General features: G+C 71.7%; 21 protein-coding genes and 1 pseudogene. 8 read left to right on the top strand and 14 right to left on the bottom strand.

Going from position 1 to position 22,886, the window contains the following annotated elements:
* Positions 1-27 precede the first annotated feature (27 nt).
* Positions 28-507 (bottom strand): Lrp/AsnC family transcriptional regulator, encoded by a 480-nt coding sequence (locus tag ACIQMU_RS23670; RefSeq protein WP_352242236.1) that lies wholly within the window; start codon positions 505-507, stop codon positions 28-30.
* A 59-nt stretch (positions 508-566) separates the two neighbouring features.
* Here ACIQMU_RS23670 and ACIQMU_RS23665 point away from each other — a divergent pair, with 59 nt between their 5' ends.
* Entirely contained in the window at positions 567-1,781 is a 1,215-nt protein-coding gene (locus ACIQMU_RS23665) for a trans-sulfuration enzyme family protein (protein ID WP_402689623.1), read from the top strand.
* Here ACIQMU_RS23665 and ACIQMU_RS23660 read toward each other — a convergent pair.
* The 3 genes from ACIQMU_RS23660 to ACIQMU_RS23650 all read right to left on the bottom strand — a co-directional run bounded on the left by ACIQMU_RS23660 (position 1,714) and on the right by ACIQMU_RS23650 (position 6,376).
* Positions 1,714-3,138, bottom strand: coding sequence for a GNAT family N-acetyltransferase (locus tag ACIQMU_RS23660; protein ID WP_402689646.1), 1,425 nt, complete (start codon positions 3,136-3,138; stop codon positions 1,714-1,716). The genes ACIQMU_RS23665 and ACIQMU_RS23660 overlap by 68 nt on opposite strands.
* Before the next feature lie 125 nt (positions 3,139-3,263).
* Complete coding sequence (locus ACIQMU_RS23655) at positions 3,264-4,847, bottom strand: alkaline phosphatase D family protein (RefSeq protein ID WP_402689622.1); 1,584 nt, start codon at positions 4,845-4,847, stop codon at positions 3,264-3,266.
* Positions 4,848-4,975: 128 nt separating this feature from the next.
* The gene (locus ACIQMU_RS23650) at positions 4,976-6,376 is read right to left on the bottom strand and encodes a PLP-dependent aminotransferase family protein (RefSeq protein ID WP_402689621.1); all 1,401 of its coding nucleotides are present in this window, start codon (positions 6,374-6,376) and stop codon (positions 4,976-4,978) included.
* A 185-nt stretch (positions 6,377-6,561) separates the two neighbouring features.
* Here ACIQMU_RS23650 and ACIQMU_RS23645 point away from each other — a divergent pair.
* Positions 6,562-7,419, top strand: a pseudogene (locus tag ACIQMU_RS23645) (DMT family transporter); the annotation flags it as partial.
* A 144-nt stretch (positions 7,420-7,563) separates the two neighbouring features.
* On the opposite strand, the gene ACIQMU_RS23640 reads toward ACIQMU_RS23645, so the two are convergent.
* Positions 7,564-8,394: an alpha/beta fold hydrolase gene (locus ACIQMU_RS23640; RefSeq protein ID WP_402689620.1), complete on the bottom strand. Its 831-nt coding sequence runs from the start codon at positions 8,392-8,394 to the stop codon at positions 7,564-7,566.
* A gap of 119 nt (positions 8,395-8,513) precedes the next feature.
* Here ACIQMU_RS23640 and ACIQMU_RS23635 point away from each other — a divergent pair, with 119 nt between their 5' ends.
* Together ACIQMU_RS23635 and ACIQMU_RS23630 are read left to right on the top strand one after the other, a co-directional pair.
* On the top strand, positions 8,514-9,398 hold the full coding sequence (locus ACIQMU_RS23635; protein ID WP_402689619.1) for an RNA polymerase sigma-70 factor: 885 nt from the start codon (positions 8,514-8,516) through the stop codon (positions 9,396-9,398).
* Between the two features lie 286 nt (positions 9,399-9,684).
* Positions 9,685-10,455 (top strand): GntR family transcriptional regulator, encoded by a 771-nt coding sequence (locus ACIQMU_RS23630; RefSeq protein ID WP_352242242.1) that lies wholly within the window; start codon positions 9,685-9,687, stop codon positions 10,453-10,455.
* 178 nt (positions 10,456-10,633) lie between these two features.
* On the opposite strand, the gene ACIQMU_RS23625 is transcribed toward ACIQMU_RS23630, so the two are convergent.
* From ACIQMU_RS23625 to ACIQMU_RS23615, 3 genes are all read right to left on the bottom strand, one after another.
* Positions 10,634-11,791 carry an ROK family protein gene (locus tag ACIQMU_RS23625; protein WP_402689618.1) on the bottom strand — a complete coding sequence of 386 codons (1,158 nt, stop codon included), beginning with the start codon at positions 11,789-11,791 and terminating at the stop codon, positions 10,634-10,636.
* A gap of 101 nt (positions 11,792-11,892) precedes the next feature.
* A complete protein-coding gene (locus tag ACIQMU_RS23620) occupies positions 11,893-12,543 on the bottom strand; it encodes a response regulator transcription factor (RefSeq protein WP_352242244.1) in 651 nt (216 codons plus the stop codon).
* Positions 12,515-13,708, bottom strand: coding sequence for a histidine kinase (locus ACIQMU_RS23615; protein ID WP_352242245.1), 1,194 nt, complete (start codon positions 13,706-13,708; stop codon positions 12,515-12,517). The genes ACIQMU_RS23620 and ACIQMU_RS23615 overlap by 29 nt, the downstream gene beginning before the upstream one ends.
* Before the next feature lie 107 nt (positions 13,709-13,815).
* On the opposite strand from ACIQMU_RS23615, the gene ACIQMU_RS23610 reads away from it, so the two are divergent.
* Together ACIQMU_RS23610 and ACIQMU_RS23605 are read left to right on the top strand one after the other, a co-directional pair.
* Positions 13,816-14,748, top strand: coding sequence for an ATP-binding cassette domain-containing protein (locus ACIQMU_RS23610; protein ID WP_352242246.1), 933 nt, complete (start codon positions 13,816-13,818; stop codon positions 14,746-14,748).
* Between the two features lie 3 nt (positions 14,749-14,751).
* Positions 14,752-15,489 carry an ABC transporter permease gene (locus tag ACIQMU_RS23605; RefSeq protein ID WP_352242247.1) on the top strand — a complete coding sequence of 246 codons (738 nt, stop codon included), beginning with the start codon at positions 14,752-14,754 and terminating at the stop codon, positions 15,487-15,489.
* 172 nt (positions 15,490-15,661) lie between these two features.
* Here the strand turns inward: ACIQMU_RS23605 and mug are convergent, their stop codons facing one another.
* The 6 genes from mug to ACIQMU_RS23575 form a co-directional block, all read right to left on the bottom strand.
* Complete coding sequence (gene mug, locus ACIQMU_RS23600; protein WP_352242248.1) at positions 15,662-16,222, bottom strand: G/U mismatch-specific DNA glycosylase; 561 nt, start codon at positions 16,220-16,222, stop codon at positions 15,662-15,664.
* Positions 16,223-16,241: 19 nt separating this feature from the next.
* Entirely contained in the window at positions 16,242-17,684 is a 1,443-nt protein-coding gene (purB, locus tag ACIQMU_RS23595) for an adenylosuccinate lyase (RefSeq protein WP_352242249.1), read from the bottom strand.
* Between the two features lie 224 nt (positions 17,685-17,908).
* Positions 17,909-18,778: an SGNH/GDSL hydrolase family protein gene (locus tag ACIQMU_RS23590; protein WP_352242250.1), complete on the bottom strand. Its 870-nt coding sequence runs from the start codon at positions 18,776-18,778 to the stop codon at positions 17,909-17,911.
* 153 nt (positions 18,779-18,931) lie between these two features.
* Positions 18,932-19,951, bottom strand: coding sequence for a hemolysin family protein (locus ACIQMU_RS23585; protein ID WP_352242251.1), 1,020 nt, complete (start codon positions 19,949-19,951; stop codon positions 18,932-18,934).
* Positions 19,948-21,285 (bottom strand): hemolysin family protein, encoded by a 1,338-nt coding sequence (locus tag ACIQMU_RS23580; RefSeq protein ID WP_352242252.1) that lies wholly within the window; start codon positions 21,283-21,285, stop codon positions 19,948-19,950. The genes ACIQMU_RS23585 and ACIQMU_RS23580 overlap by 4 nt, the downstream gene beginning before the upstream one ends.
* A gap of 235 nt (positions 21,286-21,520) precedes the next feature.
* Positions 21,521-21,955: a GNAT family N-acetyltransferase gene (locus tag ACIQMU_RS23575; protein WP_352242253.1), complete on the bottom strand. Its 435-nt coding sequence runs from the start codon at positions 21,953-21,955 to the stop codon at positions 21,521-21,523.
* 289 nt (positions 21,956-22,244) lie between these two features.
* On the opposite strand from ACIQMU_RS23575, the gene ACIQMU_RS23570 reads away from it, so the two are divergent.
* Together ACIQMU_RS23570 and ACIQMU_RS23565 are read left to right on the top strand one after the other, a co-directional pair.
* A complete protein-coding gene (locus ACIQMU_RS23570; RefSeq protein ID WP_010062312.1) occupies positions 22,245-22,472 on the top strand; it encodes a hypothetical protein in 228 nt (75 codons plus the stop codon).
* Positions 22,469-22,840 (top strand): fic family toxin-antitoxin system, toxin component, encoded by a 372-nt coding sequence (locus ACIQMU_RS23565; protein ID WP_402689617.1) that lies wholly within the window; start codon positions 22,469-22,471, stop codon positions 22,838-22,840. The genes ACIQMU_RS23570 and ACIQMU_RS23565 overlap by 4 nt, the downstream gene beginning before the upstream one ends.
* Positions 22,841-22,886 lie beyond the last annotated feature (46 nt).

Genomic DNA, 22,886 nt, shown 5'->3' with positions numbered 1-22,886 from the left:
CGATCACTTGCGGGACGCCGGGAAGGGTCAGATCCCGGCGGGAGGCAGCAGCGGCCCGCAGTCCCACTGCTGGAAGATCAACCGGGTGTCCACCCGGGCCACCTCCCGGCGCGAGGTGAACTCGTCCAGCACCAGCCGCTGCAGATCCGCCGCGTCGGCCACCGCGACCTGCACGAGGTAGTCGTCGGGGCCGGTGAGGTGGAACAGCGCGCGCGACTCCGGCAGGGACCTGACGCGGTCGACGAACGGCCCGATGAGCTCCCGGCGGTGCGGCCGGACCTGCACCAGGAGCAGCGCCTGCAGCCCCCGGCCGAGCTTCGCCGGATCGAGGCGCAGCCGGTCCCCGAGGATCACCCCGGAACGGCGCAGCCGGGCCACCCGGTCCAGACACGTCGAAGCGGCCACGCCGACCTCGGCCGCGAGTTCGCGGTACGTGGTCCGCGCATCGTTCTGCAACAACCGCAGAATCTGCAGATCCACCGGATCAAGAGCGATGGAATCAGCCATATGGCGAACGTAGCACGGGGTACCACCGCTACGAACCGGTAACTGTTCAGAGTGACGGTATGGACAACGAAGTCTCGATGACGCCCCCTGCTCCCACTCCGTCCAGGGCTCTCGCCACCGAAGCCGTGCACGCCGGACGCGACGACCTCGCCTCCCTCGGTGTGCACGCCCCGCCGATCGACCTGTCCACCACCTACCCCTCCTACGATTCGCGCGGCGAGGCGATGCGCATCGACGCCTTCGCCACCACCGGGGCCCGCCCCGACGGGCCGCCCGTCTACGCCCGGCTGGACAACCCCACCGTGGGCCGCTTCGAGACGGCGCTCGCCCGGCTGGAGGGTGCCGAGAGCGCGGTCGCCTTCGCCAGCGGGATGGCCGCGCTCACCGCGGTGCTGCTGGCCCGCGCGAGCCAGGGACTGCGCCACGTCGTCGCGGTGCGCCCGCTCTACGGCTGTAGCGACCACCTGCTCGGTGCCGGGCTGCTGGGCACCGAGGTGACCTGGACCGACCCGGCGGGCATCGCCGACGCCATCCGCCCGGACACCGGGCTCGTGATGGTCGAGACGCCGGCCAACCCGACGCTGGCCGAGATCGACATCCGGGCGGTCGCCCACGCCTGCGGATCCGTACCGCTGCTGGTCGACAACACCTTCGCCACCCCGGTCCTGCAGCGCCCCGTCGAACACGGCGCGCGGATCGTCCTGCACAGCGCCACCAAGTACCTCGGCGGCCACGGGGACGTCATGGGCGGCGTCGTGGCCTGCGACGAGGAGTTCGCCGCCACACTGCGCCAGGTGCGGTTCGCCACCGGTGGAGTGCTGCACCCACTGGCCGGCTACCTGCTGCTGCGCGGCCTGTCCACGCTTCCGGTACGCGTACGGGCGGCCTCGACGAGCGCCGCCGAACTCGCCCGCAGGCTCACCGCGGACCCGCGCATCGCCCGGGTGCACTACCCGCGCGTCGGCGGCGCGATGATCTCCTTCGAGGTGTACGGGGACCCGCACCGGGTGATCTCCGGGGTGCGGCTCATCACGCCCGCCGTCAGCCTCGGCAGTGTGGACTCGCTGATCCAGCACCCGGCCTCCATCAGCCACCGCATCGTGGACGAGGGAGACCGGCATGCGGCCGGCGTCGGCGACCGGCTGCTGCGGATGTCGGTCGGCCTGGAGGATGTCGAGGACCTGTGGGCGGATCTGTGCCAGGCGCTCAGCGACGGGCCCGTTCCACCGGCGCGGCAGGCCGAGCGGCCCCTTCAGTCGTCAGCCGGGCGGTGATGACGAGCGTGCCCTCCTCGATCTGGTAGTCGAGGGGCAGCTCCAGAGCGCGCATCGCCGCCACCATGCCGGTGTTGTGGGACTGCGTCACCGCGTACACGCTGGCGCAGCCCGCTTCCGAGGCGAGGGCCACCAGGCGGCCGAGCAGCTCGGAGCCGATGCCCCGGCGCTGCCAGTCGTCCTCGACGAGGAGGGCGACCTCGGTCTCGTCGCCGTCCCAGAGGAGGTGGCCCAGCGCCACCAGCTTGCCGGACGCCGTCTGCACCGCCAGGGTGCGGCCGAACCGCGGGCTCAGCAGATGGTCGAGGTAGCGGTCGGCGTCCTTGACGGGGCCGTGGTAGCGCAGCCCCAGGGTGCGCCGGGAGCAGCGGTCGTGCATGGCGCGGGCGGCGGCGAGATCGTCGCGGTCCGCGCGGCGCACGGTGATCTCGTTGCCCTCGGGCAGCGTGAGGACGTCGGCGCTCCGCGGCACCCGCGGCCCGAGCCGGGCGTCGAGCTCCACCAGGGCACGGGTCCGCGCGAACTCCGTCGGGGTGAAGGGCAGGTAGGGCCGCTCGACGGAGATCACCCCGCCGGACGGGTCCCGCAGCCGCATCACCGTCTCCTCCAGCACGCCCTCGACCGGTGCGCTCTCCCCGGTCGCCCGGCCGGTGACGGAGACGGCCGGCAGCGAGTGAATGGTGCACCGGCCGAGCAACTGCCGCAGCGCGAGCGGCAGCTCGGCCGCGTCGAGCGCCGTCCGGGTGGCCAGCGACAGCACCCGGGTCGGGATGTCGACCAGGTCGTGGGCGTCCGCCCGCTCGATCCACGTGTCCGCTCCGCCGGCCGCCGCGATCTCCCGCGACAGCTCCCGAGCCTGGAGTGAGGCCGGGGCCCGCAGCAGGAACTCGTCGACGGTCCCCCGCGCGAGCGGGTGGGTCCCCAGGGTCAGGATGTCCACCCGCAGCCGGGAGAGGGCCAGGCACAGCGTGGCCAGGCTCCCCGGGGCGTCGCGCACCGTCGTCCGCATCCGCCACAGGGTTGTTTCCTCGGCACCGGTGACTCCCCCCGCACCGTCGTCGTCGGCAGCGGCCCCGTCCTCTGCCCCGTACGCCGCCGGGCCGCCGTCCCCGCCGGGCGCGGGGCCCGTCCCCCCGGGCGGGGGAGCGTGGCTGTGCCGCCGTGCCCACCAGGTGTGGAACCCGGCGGTGGCGATCAGCGCCACCGCCGACGCCACGAGCAGGTAGGGTCCGTCCGGCTGGTGTCCGATCAGGTTGGCGATGGCGTCGGCCACGGCCACGGCGGTGAAGAGGGCGGCCAGTTCGATCAGGTCCCGCCGCCAGTGGTGCGGGCGGCGGGCGCTCTTCGAGGAGGTCACATCAGTCATATCCTCACTGTGATCGAGCGGTGTTGCCTGATCACGAACGCCTTGTGACTGATGGGTTAAGTGTGGATCTGGTCGCCTACGTCGTTTTCGGACAGCTTTTGCGGCCGGCCCTGCTTTCACTGCCCGGTGCGGCCGGGGGCCAGCACCTTGGTGAACAGCACGGTCCCGCCCTCGGCCCGCAGACGCACCGTCAGCTCCGCACTGTCGCCGTCGATCTCCACCTCACCGAAATACTGCGGGGACTCCATCGGCGAGACATTGGCGCGCTCGGGAGCCCGTACGAAGACCCGGTCGGGTCCGAAGGTGCCGTCCAGCGCGTTGGCCGGGAAGCCGCCCGCCGCCAGCGGGCCCGAAACGAACTCCCAGAACGGGGCGAAGTCCTTGAACGCCGCCCGCTCCGGCGCGTAGTGCTGCGCCGAGGTGTAGTGCACGTCGGCCGTCAGCCACACGGTGCCGGTGATCCGGTGGTGCTTGATGAACCGGAGCAGTTCGGCGATCTGGAGCTCCCGACCGAGCGGGGCCCCGGGATCGCCCTGCGCCACCGCCTCGAAGTCCGTCGCACCGTCCGGGACCACGAGGCCGAGCGGCATGTCGGCGGCGATCACCTTCCACTCCGCCCGGGAGGCGGCCAGCGAGCGCTTCAGCCACCGTGCCTGCTCGGCGCCGAGGATGCCCGTCGTGTCGTCGGTCTGCCGCCCGGGGGAGTTGGCGTTGCGGTACGTACGCATGTCGAGCACGAACAGGTCGAGCAGCGGCCCGTGGTGGACGACCCGGTACATGCGCGACCGGCGTCCCGGACCGTGCGAGGGCGCGAGCGGAACGTACTCGTGGAAGGCACGCACGGAGCGCGCCGCGAGGATGTCCACGTTCTTCTCGGTGTAGCGGGCGTCGTCGAGGATCTGGCCGGGATACCAGTTGTTGCGCACCTCGTGGTCGTCCCACTGGATGACGGAGGGCACCTGCGCGTTGAAGCGGCGGACGTTCCGGTCGAGCAGGCTGTAGCGGAAGTTGCCCCGGTACTCGTCCAGCGTCTCGGCGACCTTCGCCTTCTCCTCCGTCATGACATTGCGCCAGGTCCGGCCATCGGGCAGGGTCACGCGCGCCTCCAGCGGACCGTCCGCGTAGATGCTGTCGCCGCTGCACAGGAAGAAGTCCGGGTCCAGGCGGCGCATCTCCTCGTACACCCGGTAGCCGCCGATGTCCGGGTTGATGCCCCAGCCTTGGCCCGCGATGTCGCCCGACCACAGGAACCGCACTCCCGACCGGCGCCGGGCGGGAGCGGTACGGAACGTTCCGTACACCGGCCTGCCGGTGCGGCGCATGTCGCCCGGATCGGCGAGCGTCACGCGGTAGTGCACCTGTTCGCCCGCGGGCAGGCCGTACAGCGGGGTCGTGCCGGTGAGGTCCGTGCCGGGGCCGGTCAACGGCCCGTACCACCTGCGCACCCGTCGGAACGACTCCGTCGCCGAGGTCTCCACCAGCATCCGGGCCGGCCGGTCCGAGCGCACCCACAGCAGCGCCGAGGAGGAGGTGACGCTGCCCACCTGCACCCCCCAGGACGCTTCGGGCCGCCCCGCCAGGCGCAGCGAGGGCGCCGCCGAGGCGGTGGCGGGGGAGAGGGCGACGGCGGCCGGGGCGATCAGCGAACCGCGCAGGACGGCACGGCGGCCGGGCGAGGGAACACGCGGACGGTAGGGCATCGAAGCGCCTCCAGGAAGGTGGGCGGGCGGGGCGCCGTTCGCGGGAAGGACATCGACCGGCGCCGGTCTCCGCCCATGCCTAGCGCCCTGCGGCGGCCGGCGCCCCAACCCCGGGTGAACGGCGCCCGTCAGCGTCGGCCGGGACCGGCCCGGCCGAAACGCCACGCGGCCGCCAGCGCGGCGACGCCCCGGACGATGTCTCCGGGGGCGAGATGGGCGTAGCCCAGGACCAGGGGCAGGGTGCCGTCCTCGGAGCCGGACGTTCCGCAGTCGCGCAGCGGACGCAGCGCGATGCCCGCCCCGGCCGCCCGGCTCAGGAAGACCTCCTCGGGACCGTACCGCGCGGGCAGCCGGGCGATGATGTGCAGGCCCGCCGCGATACCGCTGACCGCCGTGCCGGGGAAGTGCTCGCCGAGCGCCGTGACCAGGGCGTCCCGGCGTTCGCGGTAGGCACGTTGGCAGCGCCGCAACTGCCGGTCGTAGCCGCCCCGCACGATGAAATCGGCCAGGACGGCCTGGTCGATCACCGGGTTGCCCAGGTCCATGGTCCGTTTGCGGGCGACGAGCTGCTCGGTGAGCGCGGCGGGGGCGATCAGCCATCCGAGCCGCAGGCCGGGGGCCAGCGACTTGCTCACGGACCCGGTGTACACGACCCGTTCCGGATCCAGCCCCTGCAGGGCCCCCACCGGAGCCCGGTCGTACCGGAAGTCCCCGTCGTAGTCGTCCTCCATGATCACGGCGCCCGCGTCCCGCGCCCAGCCGAGCAACTCGCCGCGGCGCTGCGCGGAGTACCCGATTCCGGTGGGGAACTGATGGGCGGGCGTGGTCACCACCGCGCGCACGCCGGAGCGCTGGAGGGGCGCGAGGGCGAGGCCGTCGTCGTCGAGGGGCAGGGGGACCGTACCGAGACCGGTGGCCGCGAACAGCGACGCGTGCTCCGGGCTGCCCGGATCCTCCACTCCGACCGAGGCCACGCCTTCGTCCCGGAGCACGAATCCGAGCAGGGTCGCCGCCTGGGCCACCCCCGAGCAGACCACCAGGCGCTCCGGGTCGGCCACCACGCCCCGACGCCGGGCGAGCAGCCCGGCCAGGGCCTCGCGCAGCTCCGGCAGCCCGCGCGGATCGGGGTAGCCCAGCGCGCCGTGCGACAGCCGGCCGAACACCGTCCGCTGGGCGGCACTCCACGCGCCGCGCGGGAAGAGGGACAGATCGGGGGTGCCGGGGCGGAAGTCCACCCGCGCACCCGCCGCGCGGGGCGCGCGGTCGCGTACGGGACGCTCGGCCGCACGCACCCCCTCGTTCACCCAGGTGCCCGCGCCCTGCCCGCTGCGCAGGTAGCTCTCAGCCGTCAGCTGCTCGTACGCCTCGGTGACCAGCCCGCGCGACACCCCCAGGTCGGCCGCGAGCTCACGGCTGGAGGGCAGCCGCGTGCCGGCCGTCAGTCGGCCGGAGCGAACCGCCTCCCGCAGCGCGGACCGGAGTGCGCGCCCCCGCCCGCGCGCCGGCGCGGACGCGGCGGGCAGCAGCAACTCCCAAGCCGGGGACAGCGCAGCGGCGCGACCGCTTCCGGATCCGTCTCTTCCCGAGCCGGCGCCTTTGCCGCCGCGGCTGTCGCCACCGCCGTCGACCGCCGCGTCCCGGTCTGCCGAGCCGTCGCTCCGGCCCTCGCCGTCACCTCCCGTACCCCTCGGCGAGCGATCCGCATTGGTCCCCGATGACGTCATGGAAATGGACCTTAAACCGGTCCGTCACGGACCCTAGCGTCGGCCCCATGAACGCAACATCTCTGCGCGGGGTCCTCCTCGCGGCTCTCGCGTGCGTGCTGGTGGGGGCATCCTTCACGGCCAACAGCGTCCTCGGCGACTACCCGTACGCGGGAGGCCAGGCCCTGCGCTACGGTCTCGCCGCTCTGCTGCTCGTCCCGTTCCTGCGAGGCGGGGCGAAGGGCGACTTTGCGACGGCCCGGATCCGGCGCCTCACCCGCGGCCAGTGGGGGCGGATCGCGCTGCTCGCCGCCGTGGGCATGGTCGGGTTCAACCTGGCGGTCCTGGCGGCCGAACAGTCGGCGGAACCAGCTGTTCCGGGCGTCTTCGTGGGCTGCGCGCCGATCGTGGTCGGTGTACTCGTCCCGATGCTGGACGGCCGCCGGCCGACCGCCGTCACGTTGTACGCGGCCGGATTCGTCGCCGTGGGGGCCTTCACCGTTCAGGGCTGGGGGCGCACGGACCTGGCGGGCGTGCTGTTCTCGGTGGGGGCGCTCGCGGGCGAGGTCGGCTTCGCGGTCCTCGCCGTTCCGGTGTTGCGGCCGCTCGGTCCCAAACTGCTCTCCGCGACGGCCTGCGGGCTCGCGGCCGTCGAGTCGGCGCTGCTGGGGCTGCTGATGGACGGCGGCTCGTTCCTGCGGGTCCCCACGGGCGGCGAGGCGACAGCCCTGCTGTGGCAGGCCGTTGTCGTCACCGTGATCGGATTCGTCTGCTGGTACAGCGGGATGCAGCGCATCGGGGCCGAGCACGCCACGCTCTTCTCCGGCCTGATTCCGGTCTCGGCCGCCCTGACCGCACCGCTGGTCGGGGCCGGGACGTACGGCGTGGCGCAGGGCGTGGGAAGCCTTCTGGTCGGCGTCGGCGTGGCCTACGGCTCCGGCGCCATCGGGCGGCGAGGGGCGGCCGCCGGAGCGCGGCTGCCCGCCCGTGCGCCGACGGCCCGGCCGGACGGCTCAGCGACTGGTGTCCAGGATGACGCGGGCCACGAGCGCCGGGTCGTCGTTCATCGGGACGTGCCCACAGCCGGGCAGCCGCACCAGCCGGGCGTCGGGGATCGCCCGCTTGGCGCGGGGCCCCTGCCCGCGCAACAGGAGCCGGTCGCGCATGCCCCAGGCGACGGTGACGGGGAGGCCCTTCACGTCCTCGCGGAAGTCAGCGCCCCGGCCGGCCTCCAGCGTCCGGTCGAAACCGGTCGCACCGCGCAGAGCGAGTGTCTCGGCGACGACGGCCTCCGGTGAACGCCGTCCGGGCCGGGCGTAGATGGTGCCGGTGAGGGCCGCCCGCCCGGCCGTGCTCCGCGACAGGCGTTCGATCAGCGGAACCGGCAGGGCCAGCGCGCCTCGCCACATCGCCCGAAGGATGCCGAAGGCGTAGCGCCGCTCCGCCTCGGTCCAGAAGCCGGCCGGGGACAGCGCGGTCACCGATCGGGCCCGTCCGGTGCGGCCGAGTTCGAGGGCGAACAGGCCCCCCAGTGAGTTCCCGGCCACATGGGGGCGGTCCAGGCCGAGTTCGTCACACAGGGCTCCCAGCACCCGGCCGAGCGAGACGTGACCGTACGGAACCCCGTCCGGCAGTGCGGGCGAGGTGCCGAAGCCGGGCAGGTCCACGGCGATCACCTCGCGCTCGGCGGCCAGGATCCGTGTCACCGGGTCCCAGGCCCTCAAGTGGTGCCCGATGCCGTGCAGGAGCAGCAACGGTGCGCCCGAGCCCGTCCGTTCGTACGCGACCGAGACCGGACGGGGCCCGGCGGCCGTTGCGACGGTGAAGGAGGCCGTGGTGGTCATGCTGCTCCCTGGAATGGGTAGACATCTCGTCAACAACAATTACCTGCGGGTAGCTTGTAGTTCAAGGGGCCCGGCGATTCCCGCTGGACAGCACGTGACCCGTGGGTTGGGATGGACCGATGACCGCCGACGCCGCGACCGAACTCTTCGAGGAACACCGGCCCGTTCTCACCGGTGTCGCCTATCGCATGCTCGGCCGCGTCGCCGATGCCGAGGACGTGGTCCAGGAGGCATGGCTGAGATGGTCGGCGGCGGCCCGTGAGGACGTCCGGGAGCCGAGGGCCTTCCTGGTGCGGATCACCACCCGGCTGGCCATCGACCGGCTCCGGCACCTGCGGTCGCGCCGGGAGTCGTACACCGGGCCCTGGCTGCCGGAGCCGGTGGTCACGGACTTCGGACCCGCGGTGCCCGACACCGCGGAACGGGCGGTCCTCGCCGACTCCGTATCGCTCGCCGTGCTGGTCGTCCTCGAATCCCTCTCGCCGCTGGAGCGTGCGGTGTTCGTGCTCCGGGAGGCGTTCGGCTTCCCGTACGCCGAGATCGCCACCGCCCTGGACCGCACGGAGGCGGCCGTCCGGCAGCTCGCCGGCCGTGCCCGCCGGCACGTGGACGAGCGCAGACCGCGCTACGACGTGGACCCGGCCGAACGCCGCGACCTCACCGAACGCTTCCTGGCCGCCGCCTCGGGAGGCGGCATCGAGCAACTGCTCGCGCTGCTGGCGCCGGACGTCCGCCTCGTCAGCGACAGCGGCGGCAAGGCGAAAGCCCCGCGTCGGATCATCGAGACCGCCGACAAGGTCGGCCGCTTCCTCTTCGCGGTGGCGCACGGCCTGGACCCGGACGACGAGATCCGCATCGTGGAGCTCAACGGCGGTCCCGCCGCAGTCTTCTTCGTCGACGGAAAGCCCGACGCCGTCTTTCAAATCGAAATCAGCCAAGGTGTCATTCAATGCGCCTATATCATTCGTAATCCGGACAAGCTCTCCGGACTGCCCGTCGAATAGCCCCGGGCGCCACTCGTCACCGCGACCCCTTCCGCCCTGCCGGCTCGTCACTGACCTGGTCGAAGCCCCGCCATCCGCTTCCGATGGCGGGGCTTCGTGCTGCGCCCGCCTCACGGCACCGAGAACGTCATGTGAACGCTCTGCGCCAGAGTCCCGTTTCGTTCCGTTACGGAATGATGATTGGTCTTGACCAAGGGGGTATGCCGTCCTAGGGTCTCCACTTAAGACAGGAACCTTTAATAAATAACGTCGCGGAAAAAGACGCCGGGCGATTGCGGAGGACAGGGTGGGGACCACGCAGCTGGAATCGGTTCAGGAGCCGAAGTACTGGCACCTCAAGACCGTGCTCAGTGAGGCACTCGACTCGGACTTTGCGGTGGGGGAGATCCTGCCCAACGAGCGGGACCTCGCGGCGCGGTTCGGTGTCGCGCGGGCCACGCTCCGGCAGGCCCTGGAACAGCTCGAACTCGAAGGAAGACTGCAGCGCCGCCGCGGCGTGGGGACGACCGTCGCCCCGCCGCGCGTGGGCGTCGCCGTCTCCACCGCCCAGCACGAATGGACGGGCGGCGTCAGCGGCGAGGCATGGCAGCCGGTCGACAGCACCATGGGCAAGGCCCCGGCGGCGGTGGCCGTCATGCTCGCGACGGACCCCGCCGAACCGGTGCACGTGGTGCGCCGCATCCGTGCGACCCAGGGGCAGGCGGTAGCGGCCGAACTCCTCTACATCCCCGCCTCTTCGGTACCCGACCTCTCCGCCATCGAGGCCCCGTCCGGCGCCGTCCGCGCCCGCAGCGTGCTGCGCGAACTGCACCGGCTCGGCCTGCGGGGCCAGGACCGTTCCGTGGAACTCGGATCCGCACGGGCGGACGACGCCAAGGAACTGGACCGGCTCCCCGGCGCCCCGGTCCTCGTCGTCACCACCCGCTACCTCACCGAGGACGGAACGGCGGCCGTGTCCGTCGCCACCTACCGTGCGGACACCTGCCGGCTCACCTTCGGGGACTCCGGCGCGCTGGAGATCAGCCACGGGGAACAGCCGGAGCGCCAGGCATCCTGACGCCGGGCCCCGTGCTCCACGCCCGCCGCTTTCCGAGGACTCCGGCCCGGGAGGCGGCGGGCACGCGCATGCCCGCTCGGTCCGGTCCGGGTCGCTCGGGCAGCGCGGGTGAGCGGACCCGGGGACCCGTCGGGCGAGCCCAGGGACACGTCGGCCGAGCCCCAGCCCTCGCCGCCGGTCAGCGGCGGGCCGTCACCGCTCCCTCGACGGCGAACAACTGCTCCTCGACATGGTCCAGGGCGAGCCGCAGCGCCCCCGTCGCGACGGCGGCCTCGCCGAGCAGCGACAGGGTCACCCGGGGCGGACGCAGACAGTAGCGGGCCAATTCCCTGCGAAGGGGTTCCAGCACCCCGTCCAGTCCGGCGGCCCAGCCACCGACCACGACCAACTCCGGGTCGAGCGCCAGCACCAGCGCCGCCACATCGTGCACCAGCCGCTGAAGGAACCGCTCGACCGCCGCCAAGGCCCCCGCATCGCCCTCCCGGGCCTCGGCGAACACCGCCGCCACCGCGCGCTCGTCCAGCGGGTGCAGCGGCGTGTCCGTCGTCGACAGCAGATGCTCCGGCGTCACGTCCCTGCCCAGCAGGTGCAGAGCGCCGATCTCCCCGGCGGCGCCGCCGAACCCCCGGTGCAGACGCCCGCCGATCAGGGATCCCGCTCCGGGGCTCAGACCCGCCAGCACGAAGACCACGTCATCGGACTCGGTGGCAGCGCCCTTCCAGTGCTCGGCCACCGCGGCGGCGTTGGCGTCGTTCTCGACGAGCACGGGGCAGCGGAACGAACGGCGGAGCCGTTCCCCGAGCGCGAGGCCGGTCCAGTCCGGCAACGCCGTCCCCAGCCGCACAGTGCCGTCGGCCTCCACGATGCCGGGGCTGCCCACGCCGACCGCGCGCAGACTGCTCCGGGCCACCCCGGTGCGACGCAGCACGTCCGCGATGACGGCCCGCACCTGGTCGAGCCGGTCGTCCGCGCCGGCCGTCTCCGACACCGCGCGGGAGCCCGCTCCGACGATCCGTCCGTCGAGCCCCGAGATGAGCGCCGACACCCGATGCGGACCGATCTCCACCCCGAGGAGGTGCCCCGCCTCCGCCCGGAAGCGGAACCTCCGGGCGGGGCGCCCCTGGCGGCGTGCCTCGCTCTCGTCGGGCAGGGCCTCGACCACGAGGCCCGCTTCGAACAGACCCTCGACGACCCCTTCGACCGTGGGCCGGGACAGCCCCGTGATCCGTGTCAGGTCCGTCAGCGTCGGCGCCCCGGCCCCTCTCAGTGCGTGCAGAACCACCGCGGAATTGATCCGCCGCAGCAGCGACGGGTCCCCACCGGTCAGCCGGCCCACGGTATGTCCTCCCAGCTCGTGCGCATGTCTGCCGGATCGTACTCGTTGACCAGGAGCCCCTGCGACCAGCAAGGAAAGCCGGTATCGAGCCGCAACCTGGGTCACCCCGGAACGACGAATCCGGACTCGTAGGCGGCGATGACCGCCTGCGTTCGGTCCCGGGCCCCCAACTTCGCCAGGACCGAGCTGACATGGGTCTTCACCGTCTCCGTCCCGACGACGAGGGTGGCCGCGATCTCCGCGTTCGACAATCCCTGGGCCATCAACCGGAGCACCGCCGCCTCCCGATCGGTGAGTGACGCCCGGTCGAGGGCGGCCCGGGCCTTGTCCGTCCCGTACTCGGCGGCAAGCTGCCGCACCGCCGCGGGGAACAACAGCGACTCTCCCTCGGCCACCAGGCGTACGGCGTGCACGATCTCCGCGGGCCTGGCCCGCTTGAGCAGAAAGCCGTCCGCGCCGGCCCGCAACGCCTGGTACACGTACTCGTCATTCTCGAACGTCGTCACCACCAGGATCTTCGGGGGATTTGGCACCGTACGCAGGACCAGCCGGGTCGCTTCGATGCCGTCCATCAGAGGCATGCGCACATCCATCGCCACCACATCGGGCCGCAGTTGATTCACCAGAGGGATCACCGCCGCACCATCCGCCGCCTCACCCACCACCTCGATATCGGGCTGAGCCTCCAGCACCGCACGCAGGCCGGCGCGTACCAGGGGCTCGTCATCGACCAGAAGAACGGTGAAGGGCATCCGACCAGCGTATGCCGTCCAGGGGAAGGCCGACGCACACCCACCACTCGCCCTCCCGCGACTCCATTCGCGCCTTCCCGCCCAGCAGCGCGGCCCGCTCCCGCATACCGCGCAGCCCACTGCCGCTCCCCTGCGGCCCGGCCTCCCCGGGAAGCGGATTGACCACCTCCATCTCCAGCCGCCCGTCGGCCACCGTGACGCTCACCCGGACGGGGACCGGCCCCGCGTGACGGAGCACATTGGTGAGGCTCTCCTGAAGGATCCGATACCCCTCCCGTGAAACCGGCGCCGGGACCAGACCGAGGTCTCCGGACACCCGCACAGCCACCGTCGCCCCGGAATTCCTCGCGGAGTCCAGAAGCCGCTCCATCTCCTTCAGAGTCGGCCGTCGGCCGACGGGGGTGCCGGATTCACGCAGTACCCGAAGCACCCGCTCCAGGTCTTCCAGCGCGTCACGCCCCGTCTCCTCGATGGCGGCCAGCGCCCGCGCCGTGAACACCGGATCATTCGCGGTCCGCGCCGCTCCGGCCTGCACCACCGCCACCGTCAGCGCGTGACCGATGGAGTCGTGCAGTTCCCGGGCCATGCGATTGCGCTCCAACAACTGCTCGGTCAGCTCCTCCAGCACGCTCAACCGATCGGTCGCTGACGGGCCCAGCAGCCACCGGGCGGCCGCCGTGGTGAGCCGGCCCCCGAGCACCACCAGAACGAGCAGAGGAATGATCGGCAGCGGCGCGAGCAGTGCGTTCCACCAGTGTGGGCTCAACCCCTCGACCAGCCCGCCCGGGGGTCTCCCCGCCGCCGACAGCACCAGCTCGATCGAGGCCACGGGCAACCAGAGGGCCATGATCGCCCCAGCGGAGATCAGGAGCCGCAACTCCAGCCAGAGCACCGTTCGCCACCGATCGGCCCAGCTCGCCGAGGAAGCCACCGCGATGGAGGCGTCGGGCCGCCCACGCTCGGACGGGGTCAGCAGCAATTGCGCCTGCACGCCCTCCTCCAGCCGCACTGCGGGGATGAGGCCCACCGGCACGGCGAAGAGCAGCGGCATCCAGAGCGTTTCGGAGATGAAGAACCACACGCTGGCAGCGGCGGCCGGAAGAACCATGTGCAACCAGCGGCTGTACGTGACCCCGCTGGTGAGTGGGGCGAGGATGCGGTGCATACCCTCATCGTCCCAGCGGTCCCAGTACACCGGCTCCCCCACGAGAGGGAGACGATCCCCGCTGACGGGGGAGGCGACGGCCCCGGCGCCCCGGCCAGGCTTGGGACATGACCAGCATCGACATCCACGAGCTCACCAAGGAGTACGGAACCACCCGTGCGGTGGACCGCCTCAGCTTCAGCGTGCGATCAGGCAGGGTCACCGGATTTCTGGGACCCAACGGCGCCGGCAAGTCCACGACCATGCGTCTCGTTCTCGGGCTGGACCGGCCGACCGCCGGTTCGGTCACGATCGGCGGACGACCCTATGCCCGGCTCGACGAGCCGCTGCGCACCGTCGGCGCTCTGCTCGACGCCCAGGCCGCCCACGGCTCACGCACACCGCGCAGCCACTTGGCAGCACTCGCGGTGAGTAACGGGATACCCATGTCGCGGGTGGCGGCCGTGCTGGCGGAGACCGGGCTCGGCGACGTGGGTTCACGGCGGATCAAGTCCTTCTCCCTCGGGATGCGCCAGCGTCTGGGCATCGCGGCAGCCCTGCTCGGCGACCCGCGGGTCGTCATGCTCGACGAGCCGTCGAACGGGCTGGATCCCGAAGGCATCATCTGGATTCGCGAACTCATGAAGCGGCTCGCCCGCGAGGGCCGGACGGTGCTGGTCTCCAGCCACCTCATGAACGAGACCGCCTCCTTCGCCGACCACCTGGTGGTGCTCGGCAGAGGCCGCCTGCTCGCCGATACGCCGATGGAGGAGTTCATCGACTCCCGCAGCCGCCCCCGCGTACGTCTGCGAACGACCGAACCTGACAGGCTCCACTCCGTGCTGACCGCCAAGGGTCTGACCTGCGGACAGGCCGAGGGCGGGTGCTGGACGATCGACGGCGTCACGGCGGAGAGGATCGGCGCGATCGCAGCCGAGGAGAGCATTCCCCTGCTCGAACTGGGCGACGACCGCGCCACATTGGAGCAGGCGTACCTCGACCTCACGGCGGATGACTCCCCCTTCGCCGCATCGACCGTCCGCGACCGCCAGGAGGCGTGACCCATGACCCTGACGGCAGTACTCCACTCCGAATGGATCAAGATCAGGTCGATACGGTCGGTCCCCGGCTCCCTGATGGCAATTCTCGCCATCACGCTCACGGTCACCGTGCTCGTCCTCGGGACCACTGGTCAGAAGCAGGCGGAGCAGGCGGGATCAGATGTGCTTTTCGACGCCTTCTTCGCCCTGAACTTCGGGCAGATCGCGGCCATCGCGTTCGGTGCGACCGCGGTGTCCTCGGAGTACCTCAACGGAGCTCTGCGCATATCGCTTGCCGCGGTTCCGCGCCGCTCCCTGTTCTACGCGGCGAAGATGACGGCGATCGGTGGGTCGGCGCTCCTGGTCGGGCTCGTGACCAGCTTCACGGCGTTCCTGCTGGGACAGCTCTTCCTGGGGGAGCACGCGATCGGGCTGGGGCACCCCGGTGCGCTGCGCGCCGCCTTCGGCGGGGGAGTCTATCTCGCGCTGATGAGCCTCTTGGCGGCCGGACTCACGGCGCTCCTGCGCAGCGCGGTCGCGGTTCTCGCCCTGCTCATACCGCTTCTGCTCATCGTCCCCTTCGTGCTCGTGGACGTCGCCACCGCAGTAGTGCGGTATCTGCCCGACCGCGCCGGGCAGGCGGTGCTGCACCAGAATCCGGGAGACGGCCTGGGGCCGTGGACGGGCCTGGCGGTGGCCACCGTGTGGGCTGTGGCAGCGCTCCTGGCGGGCTGGTGGGCGGTACGCAACCGGGACGCGTGAGAACCGCGAGGGCAGCCAGGAGGGAAGCCTCCGACAATGGGCAGAGGCAGAGGCAGAGGCAGAGGCAGAGGCAGAGGCAGAGGCGGAGGCGGCGCGAATGAGGGGGGCGGGACGGGCTCGGTCGCTAGGGGAGGGGCCGACGGTGGGCCGGTCGGCGGGGGCGGGGGCGAGGTCAGGGGGCGGGTCGACCGGTCGGCCGGGAGAGCGCAGCGTTCCGGAGACGGGCGTACTCCTCGGCCATGGTCTGGACTGTCCAGTGGGCGTTGAGGCCACTGGGGTTGGGGAGAGCCCACACACGTGCGCCGCCAACCGTGCGGTCCTGGGGTCCGATCCGGGCCCGGGGGTCCCCGAAGGCCGTTCGGTAGGCGGTGATGCCGACCACCGCGAGCCATTGTGGCGCGAGCCGTTCGACCTTCGCCGTCAGGGCGGCCGCTCCCTCCCGGAACTCGTCCGCGTCCAGCTCGTCGGCTCGTGCCGTGGCCCGCGCCACCACGTTGGTGACTCCGAGCCCGAGGTTGAGCAACTCCGCCTGTTCCGAGGGACGCAGTTGCCGGGGTGTGAAACCCGAGCGGTGCAGGACCGGCCAGAACCGGTTTCCGGGGTGGGCGAAATGGTGGCCCGTCGCCGCGCTCTTCAGGCTTGGGTTGATGCCGCAGAAGAGTACGCGCAGTCCGCCCGTGGCCACATCGGGGACGGTGCGGTCGCGGGCGGCGCTCAGCTCTTCGGGGGTCATGCGGTGAGGACGATGCTGGTCAGAGGATCGAACCGGGGGTGTACCGAGCGGCCTCGGGGTGCTGCTTGGTGATCTCCTCGATCCGGGCGACCAGCGACGACACCTGGTCGCCGGCGGCCCCGGTGAACGAGAGCTTGTCGGCCATCAGCTCGTCCAACTGCGCGCGGTTCAGCGGGATCCGGTCGTCCGCAGCGAGCTTGTCGAGCAGCTCGTTGCGCTCGGCGCCTTGTTCGCGCATCGCGAGAGCGGAGGCGACCGCGTGCTCCTTGATCGCCTCGTGCGCCACCTCCCGGCCGACCCCGGCCCGTACGGCGCCCATCAGGACCTTGGTGGTGGCAAGGAACGGGAGGTAGCGGTCCAACTCCCGCGCCACGACCGCCGGGAACGCGCCGAACTCGTCCAGCACGGTCAGGAAGGTCTCCAGGAGGCCGTCGAACGCGAAGAACGCGTCCGGGAGTGCCACTCGGCGGACCACGGAACAGGACACGTCGCCCTCGTTCCACTGGTCGCCCGCCAGTTCGCCGGTCATCGAGGCGTAGCCGCGCAGGATCACCATCAGACCGTTCACCCGCTCGCAGGAGCGTGTGTTCATCTTGTGCGGCATCGCGGAAGAACCGACCTGGCCGGGCTTGAAGCCCTCGGTCACCAGCTCGTGGCCGGCCATCAGCCGGATGGTCTTCGCCACCGAGGAGGGCGCCGCCGCGAGCTGGACCAGAGCGGTGACCACGTCGTAGTCGAGCGATCGGGGGTAGACCTGACCGACCGAGGTGAAAGCCTCGGCGAAGCCGAGATGCCCGGCGATGCGCTGTTCCAGGTCGGCGAGCTTGCCGGCGTCGCCGCCGAGCAGGTCCAGCATGTCCTGCGCAGTGCCGACCGGGCCCTTGATCCCCCGTAGCGGGTAGCGGGAGAGAAGGTCCTCCAGGCGGCCGTGGGCGACCAGGAGCTCGTCGGCCGCGGTGGCGAAGCGCTTGCCCAGCGTCGTCGCCTGCGCGGCGACGTTGTGCGAGCGTCCGGCGAGGACGAGCTCGCGGTACTCCGCCGCGAGCTTGCCGAGCCGGGCCAGTACGGCCACGGTGCGGTCGCGCATCAGCTCCAGCGACAGGCGGATCTGCAGCTGCTCGACGTTCTCCGTCAGATCCCGGGAGGTCATGCCCTTGTGAACCTGCTCATGACCGGCGAGAGCGTTGAACTCCTCGATCCGGGCCTTCACGTCGTGCCGGGTGACCTTTTCGCGCTCGGCGATCGAGGCCAGATCCACCTGGTCCAGCACACGCTCGTAATCGGCCAGCGCCGCATCGGGCACCTCGATCCCGAGGTCCTTCTGAGCGCGCAGCACCGCCAGCCACAGCTGACGCTCCAGCTTCACCTTCTGCTCGGGGGACCAGAGGACGGCCAGCTCCGCAGAGGCGTAGCGGCCGGCCAGGACATTGGGGATGCGAGGCTTCGCAGACACAGCAGTCACGTGAAGGGATTCTACTGGCGATTCATGCAGGCCAGCGACGCGCCCTGATGCGTGGGTTTCTACGAAGGGGAGGAGGAGCGAAGGGGCCGAGGAGCCGGGGGACGGAGGAGCCGGGGGACGGAGGAGAGGGGAGAAGGGGAGAAGAGGGAAGGGGAAGGTCAAAGAATGAGGAGAGGGGCCGGGCCTGTGCGATCGGGGCGGACGGTCCGGGTGGTTCAGATGGTTCAGTCGGCCTGGGAGGTGTTCACGGGGGCATCAGGTGAGACCGCGCGACGCCAACCCGTCACCGGGCCGGGGGTCTCGGTGTCCGCGGGGGTGATCCAGAAGGCCCTGCCTGTCGCGGCGTCGAACTGCGCGCCCGAGCGTCCGTCTCCGGAGGAGCGGCCGGTGAGCCGTCTGCCGATCCACGGGGCCAGGTGCCGACGGGCGAAGCGGATGTCCTCGGACCGCCTGGCCGCCCAGCGCGGCGGAGCGGTCGCGGGGACCGGCGCCCGCCAGTCCTGCTCGGCCGGAAGGCCCAGAGCCTGCCAGACGGCCTCGGCGACGCGCCGGTGCCCGTCAGCGGTGAGGTGCAACCGGTCGACATCCCACATGCGGGGGTCGGCGAGCGACGGGGCCCCATAGAGATCGACCACAGAGGCGCCGTGCCGGCCGGCCAGGTCATCGATCAGGGTGAACAGCTCCTCCATGCGAGGGCGGAACCGCTCCATCACCGGCCCGTTGCGCCCGGGGCTGCGCATCAGGACGAGGCGCCCGCAGGATGGAGCCAGGCGTTCCACGGCTTCCTCCAGCCGGCCCTTCACCAGCCCCATGTCGCACTTGGGGCGCAGCGTGTCGTTGAGCCCGCCGACGAGCGTGACCACATCGGCCCGAAGCGAGGCGGCCGCCCCCACCTGCTCGTCGACGATCTGGCCGATCAGCTTTCCCCGTACGGCGAGGTTGGCGTACCGGAAACCGGGAGACCGCGCCGCCAACCGGGAGGCGAGGACATCGGCCCAGCCCCGGTATGTGCCGTCGGGGAGCAGGTCCGACATGCCCTCGGTGAACGAGTCGCCGACCGCGACGAGACTGGTGTAGGAGGCATTCAATTCCATGGCCCGGTGATCCTACCGTGACGCCCGTGATCCCTGTCGGCCGTCGGCCCATGACACCTCGCTGCTCCGTCACCCCGTCATCCCGCTGCCCCGCCGCCCCGGGCGGAGCCGGAGCGAGCCGGGGCGACAGGCGACGGGCCGCAGGCCAGCAGCTCAGCGGGACTGCGGCCGCCCGACGAGTTCGCGGAGCACATCCTCCATCGTGACCATGCCGGCCAGCCGCCCGTCCTCGTCGAGGACGGCCGCCAGATGGGTCCGGCTGCGTCGCAGCGCGGTGAGCACGTCGTCCAACGGAGTCTTCGCCCGGACGCGGGCTATCGGCCGCATCGCCGTCACCGGGAAGGGGACGTCACGGGGCGTCGCGTCCAGCGCGTCCTTCACATGGAGGTAGCCGAGGATGCGCTGCTCGCTGTCCATGACCGGGAAGCGGGAGAATCCGGATTCGGACGAGAGCCGTTCCAGCTCCTCCGGAGTGGTGCCGATCCTGGCGTACAGCACCCGGTCGACCGGCATGACCACATCCCGTACGGGCCGACGGCCCAGCTCCAGAGCGTGGTGCAGCCGTTGCGCGGAGCGGTCGTCGACCAGCCCGGCTTCCCCGGCGTCCTGCACCAGCCGGGCCAGTTCATCGTCCGAGAAGGTCGCGGAGACCTCGTCCTTCGTCTCCACCCGCAACAGTTTGAGCAGGGCGTTGGCGAACGCGTTGATCGCGAAGATCACCGGCCGCAGGGCACGGGCCATCGCGACCAGCGGCGGACCCAGAACCAGGGCGCTCCGCGCCGGTTCGGCCAGCGCGATGTTCTTCGGGACCATCTCGCCGAGCAGCATGTGCAGATAGGTCGCCACACCCAGCGCGATGACGAACGACAGCGGGTGTACCAGCCCGTGCGGCACCCCCGCCGCGTCGAAGACCGGCTCCAGCAGATGCGCGATGGCCGGTTCGGCGACGATGCCCAGCACCAGGGTGCAGAGCGTGATGCCGAGCTGGGCGGCGGCGAGCAGCGCGGAGACGTGTTCGAGGCCCCAGATCACGCTGCGGGCCCGCCGGTCCCCGGCCTCGGCCTCCGGTTCGATCTGGCTGCGGCGTACGGAGATCAGGGCGAATTCCGCGCCCACGAAGAAGGCGTTGGCCACAAGGGTCAGCAGACCGATGAAGAGCTGGAGAACGATCACCGTTCGTCCTCCGTCCGGTTCTCGGTCCCTGGCAGCGGGGCGTGCAGCAGGGCCCGGGCGGCCCGGCGGCCCGAGGCGTCCACCACGTCGATCCGCCACCCCGCCAGCTCAACGCTGTCGTCCACCGTCGGAATGCGTCCGATCTCGGCGGCGATCAGCCCCGCGAGGGTCTCGTAGGGCCCGTCCGGCACCCGAAGGCCGATCCTGCGGAGCTGGTCGGTGCGTGCCGCCCCGTCGGCCGACCACAGGGTGCGCCCGTCGGCGTCCTCCCCGGCACCGGCGAGGTCGGGCGTCTCGTGCGGGTCGTGCTCGTCCCGGACCTCGCCCACGACTTCCTCCACGATGTCCTCCAGCGTCGCCACCCCGGCCGTCCCGCCGTACTCGTCGATCACCACGGCCATGGCGAGCCTCCCGGACAGCCGGTCCAGCAGCCGGTCGACGGTGAGTGTCTCCGGTACGAGAAGGGGCTCGCGCAGCAGTTCCGAGACGCGGGTGCGGGGCCGCCGGTCGGCGGGGATAGCCAGCACGTCCTTGATGTGGGCCACGCCGACCACGGTGTCCAGGCTGCCCCGGTAGACGGGGAAGCGGGACAGGCCCGTCGCCCGCGTGGCGTTGGCGACGTCCTCGGCCGTCGCGTGCACGTCCAGTGCGGTCACCTGCACCCGGGGCGTCATCACGTTCTCCGCGGTCAGCTCCGAGAGGTTCAGGGTGCGGACGAACAACTCGGCCGTGTCCGCCTCCAGCGCACCCGCCTTCGCGGAGTGCCGGGCCAGCGCCACCAACTCCTGCGGGCTGCGTGCGGAGGCCAGCTCCTCGGTCGGTTCCAGACCGAAGCGGCGCACGATCCGGTTGGCCGTGTTGTTGAGGTGGCTGATGAACGGCCGGAACAGCGCGGTGAACACCCGCTGCGGTGTGGCCACCGCCTTGGCCACGGCCAGCGGGGAGGAGATCGCCCAGTTCTTCGGGACCAGTTCGCCGATCACCATCAGCGCCACCGTGGACAGTGCCGTACCGATGACGAGCGCCAGCGTGGAAGCCGCGGCGGGAGGCAGCCCCGCCGCCTCGACGGGGCCCCGGATCAGCCGGGCGATGGACGGTTCGGAGAGCATGCCGATCACCAGGTTGGTGACCGTGATGCCGAGCTGGGCCCCCGAGAGCTGGAAGGTGAGGCTCCGGACGGCCTTCAGCGCGCTCGCGGCCCCCCGATCGCCACGCTCGACAGCCCGTTCGAGCTCGCCGCGTTCCACCGTGGTCAGGGAGAACTCCGCCGCGACGAACGCGCCGCAGGCGACACAGAGCAACAGGGCGACGAGCAGGAGAAGCACTTCGATCATCGGTTCACCTCCGTCCCAGGATCAGGCAGGGGCGGGGGGACCGCACGGTGTCGGCGGAGTCGGCTACTGGGAGGCTCGCCCATGGGCGGACGCTCACACCTTTCGGCAGGGCAGTGACGGAGGGGCATGTCATCGTAGGGCGTCTGCCCAGCAGCGCTCCGCCCTACCGTGTCAGCGCTCGGCTCTTCCTGCGTCAGCGGCCCGTCACTCCCGCGGCGGCGTTCCGCTGTTCGCCTTAGTCCGTCAGGTGCTTCACCCAGCGGCTCCACTGCGGCTGCGGCTCGTAGCCGGCCGCGCGCCAGGCGTGGTGGGCGGCCGTGTTGCGGTCGAGGACCATGGCGTCCGCGCGTCGCCCGCCCAGGGCGGTGAACCGTTCCTCCGCCGCCGCGAGGAGGGCGCTGCCCACACCTAGGCGCCGCTGGTCCGGGTGGACCGCGAGCCGGTAGAGATGGCAGCGCCAGCCGTCGAAGCCCACGATGACGGTACCCACCAGCGACCCCCTCCGCTCCGCGAGGACCAGCGCCTCCGGGTCCCGTTCGACCAGACGGGCGACCCCGTCCCCGTCGTCACTGATGCTGGCGCCCTCGGCGGCCACCTTCCAGAAGGCGAGGACATGGTCCAGGTCAGCCGGGGTCGCGGACCGTATCGAAAGATCATCCATGACCGCCATCCCACCATCCGCCCTGCGGGGGCGTCGATCGCATTCCACAGTGCGGGCGCACGCCGTCCCGTACGGGAACTGCCGCGCCCCGCGCCCCGCGCCCCGCGCCCCGCACCCCGCGCGTCGAGAACCCCGCACGCCAAAGGCCGAGCTCTGCACCCCCAGCCCGCACTCCCTCCCTCCTCCCTCGAAGCCCGCGCTCCGTGCCCGTGTCCCGCTCCGTCCCCCGGCACATGGGTGTAGGGAGCACCGCATGCTCCTCTTGCCGGTGCTAGCACGGCCGCGCTAGCGTGGTCGGGTGCCCAAGACTCAGCTGAACGTCCGAGTGGACGAGGCCACCGCCGAGGCCGCGCGACAGCGCGCGCTGCAGAGGGGGATGAGCGTGAACCGCTACATAGAGGAACTCGTCCAGCAGGACGCGGGCGAGGTGGGACACACCTTCGTCGAGGCCGCAGCCGATTTCATGAAGCAGTACGAATCGGTGTTCGCCGAGGAGTTCGGCCCGGAGCGCGAAGGTACCCGTTGAACCTGCGGATCGACCTTTCCTGGCTGCTGATGGTCGCCGAACACAAGACGCCCGGAGACCCGCAGGTCGTCGACTGGGGTGCGCTCGTCGCCGCCGTCGCCCGGCACGACGCGGAGATCTTCGGCAGCGCCGTCTACAGCGACCCGCACGCGCGCGCGGCCGCCCTGTTGCAGCTGCTGCTGCATGTGCCCGCACTCGAACACTCCAACGCGATGTTCGCCTCGGCCGTCGCGTACGGCTACCTCGTCGCCTCCGGGCTCAAGGTCATCACCTCGCCCGAACGGGTCCGCGATCTGGCGTTGCTGGTGAAGCAGGGCAAGGCGGACGTGCGGGCCATCGCCGACGAGCTGCGGCAGTGGAGCGTGTGAGTCGGGGCCGAGTGTCCGGGCCCGGCCCCGGACGCGCGGGCTTCGA

Origin of the sequence: Streptomyces sp. NPDC091649, assembly GCF_044756785.1 — a bacterium.
In the GTDB taxonomy this organism is placed as follows: domain Bacteria; phylum Actinomycetota; class Actinomycetes; order Streptomycetales; family Streptomycetaceae; genus Streptomyces.
Note: the sequence above shows the minus strand (reverse complement) of the source record. Positions and strands in the feature narration are given on the sequence as shown.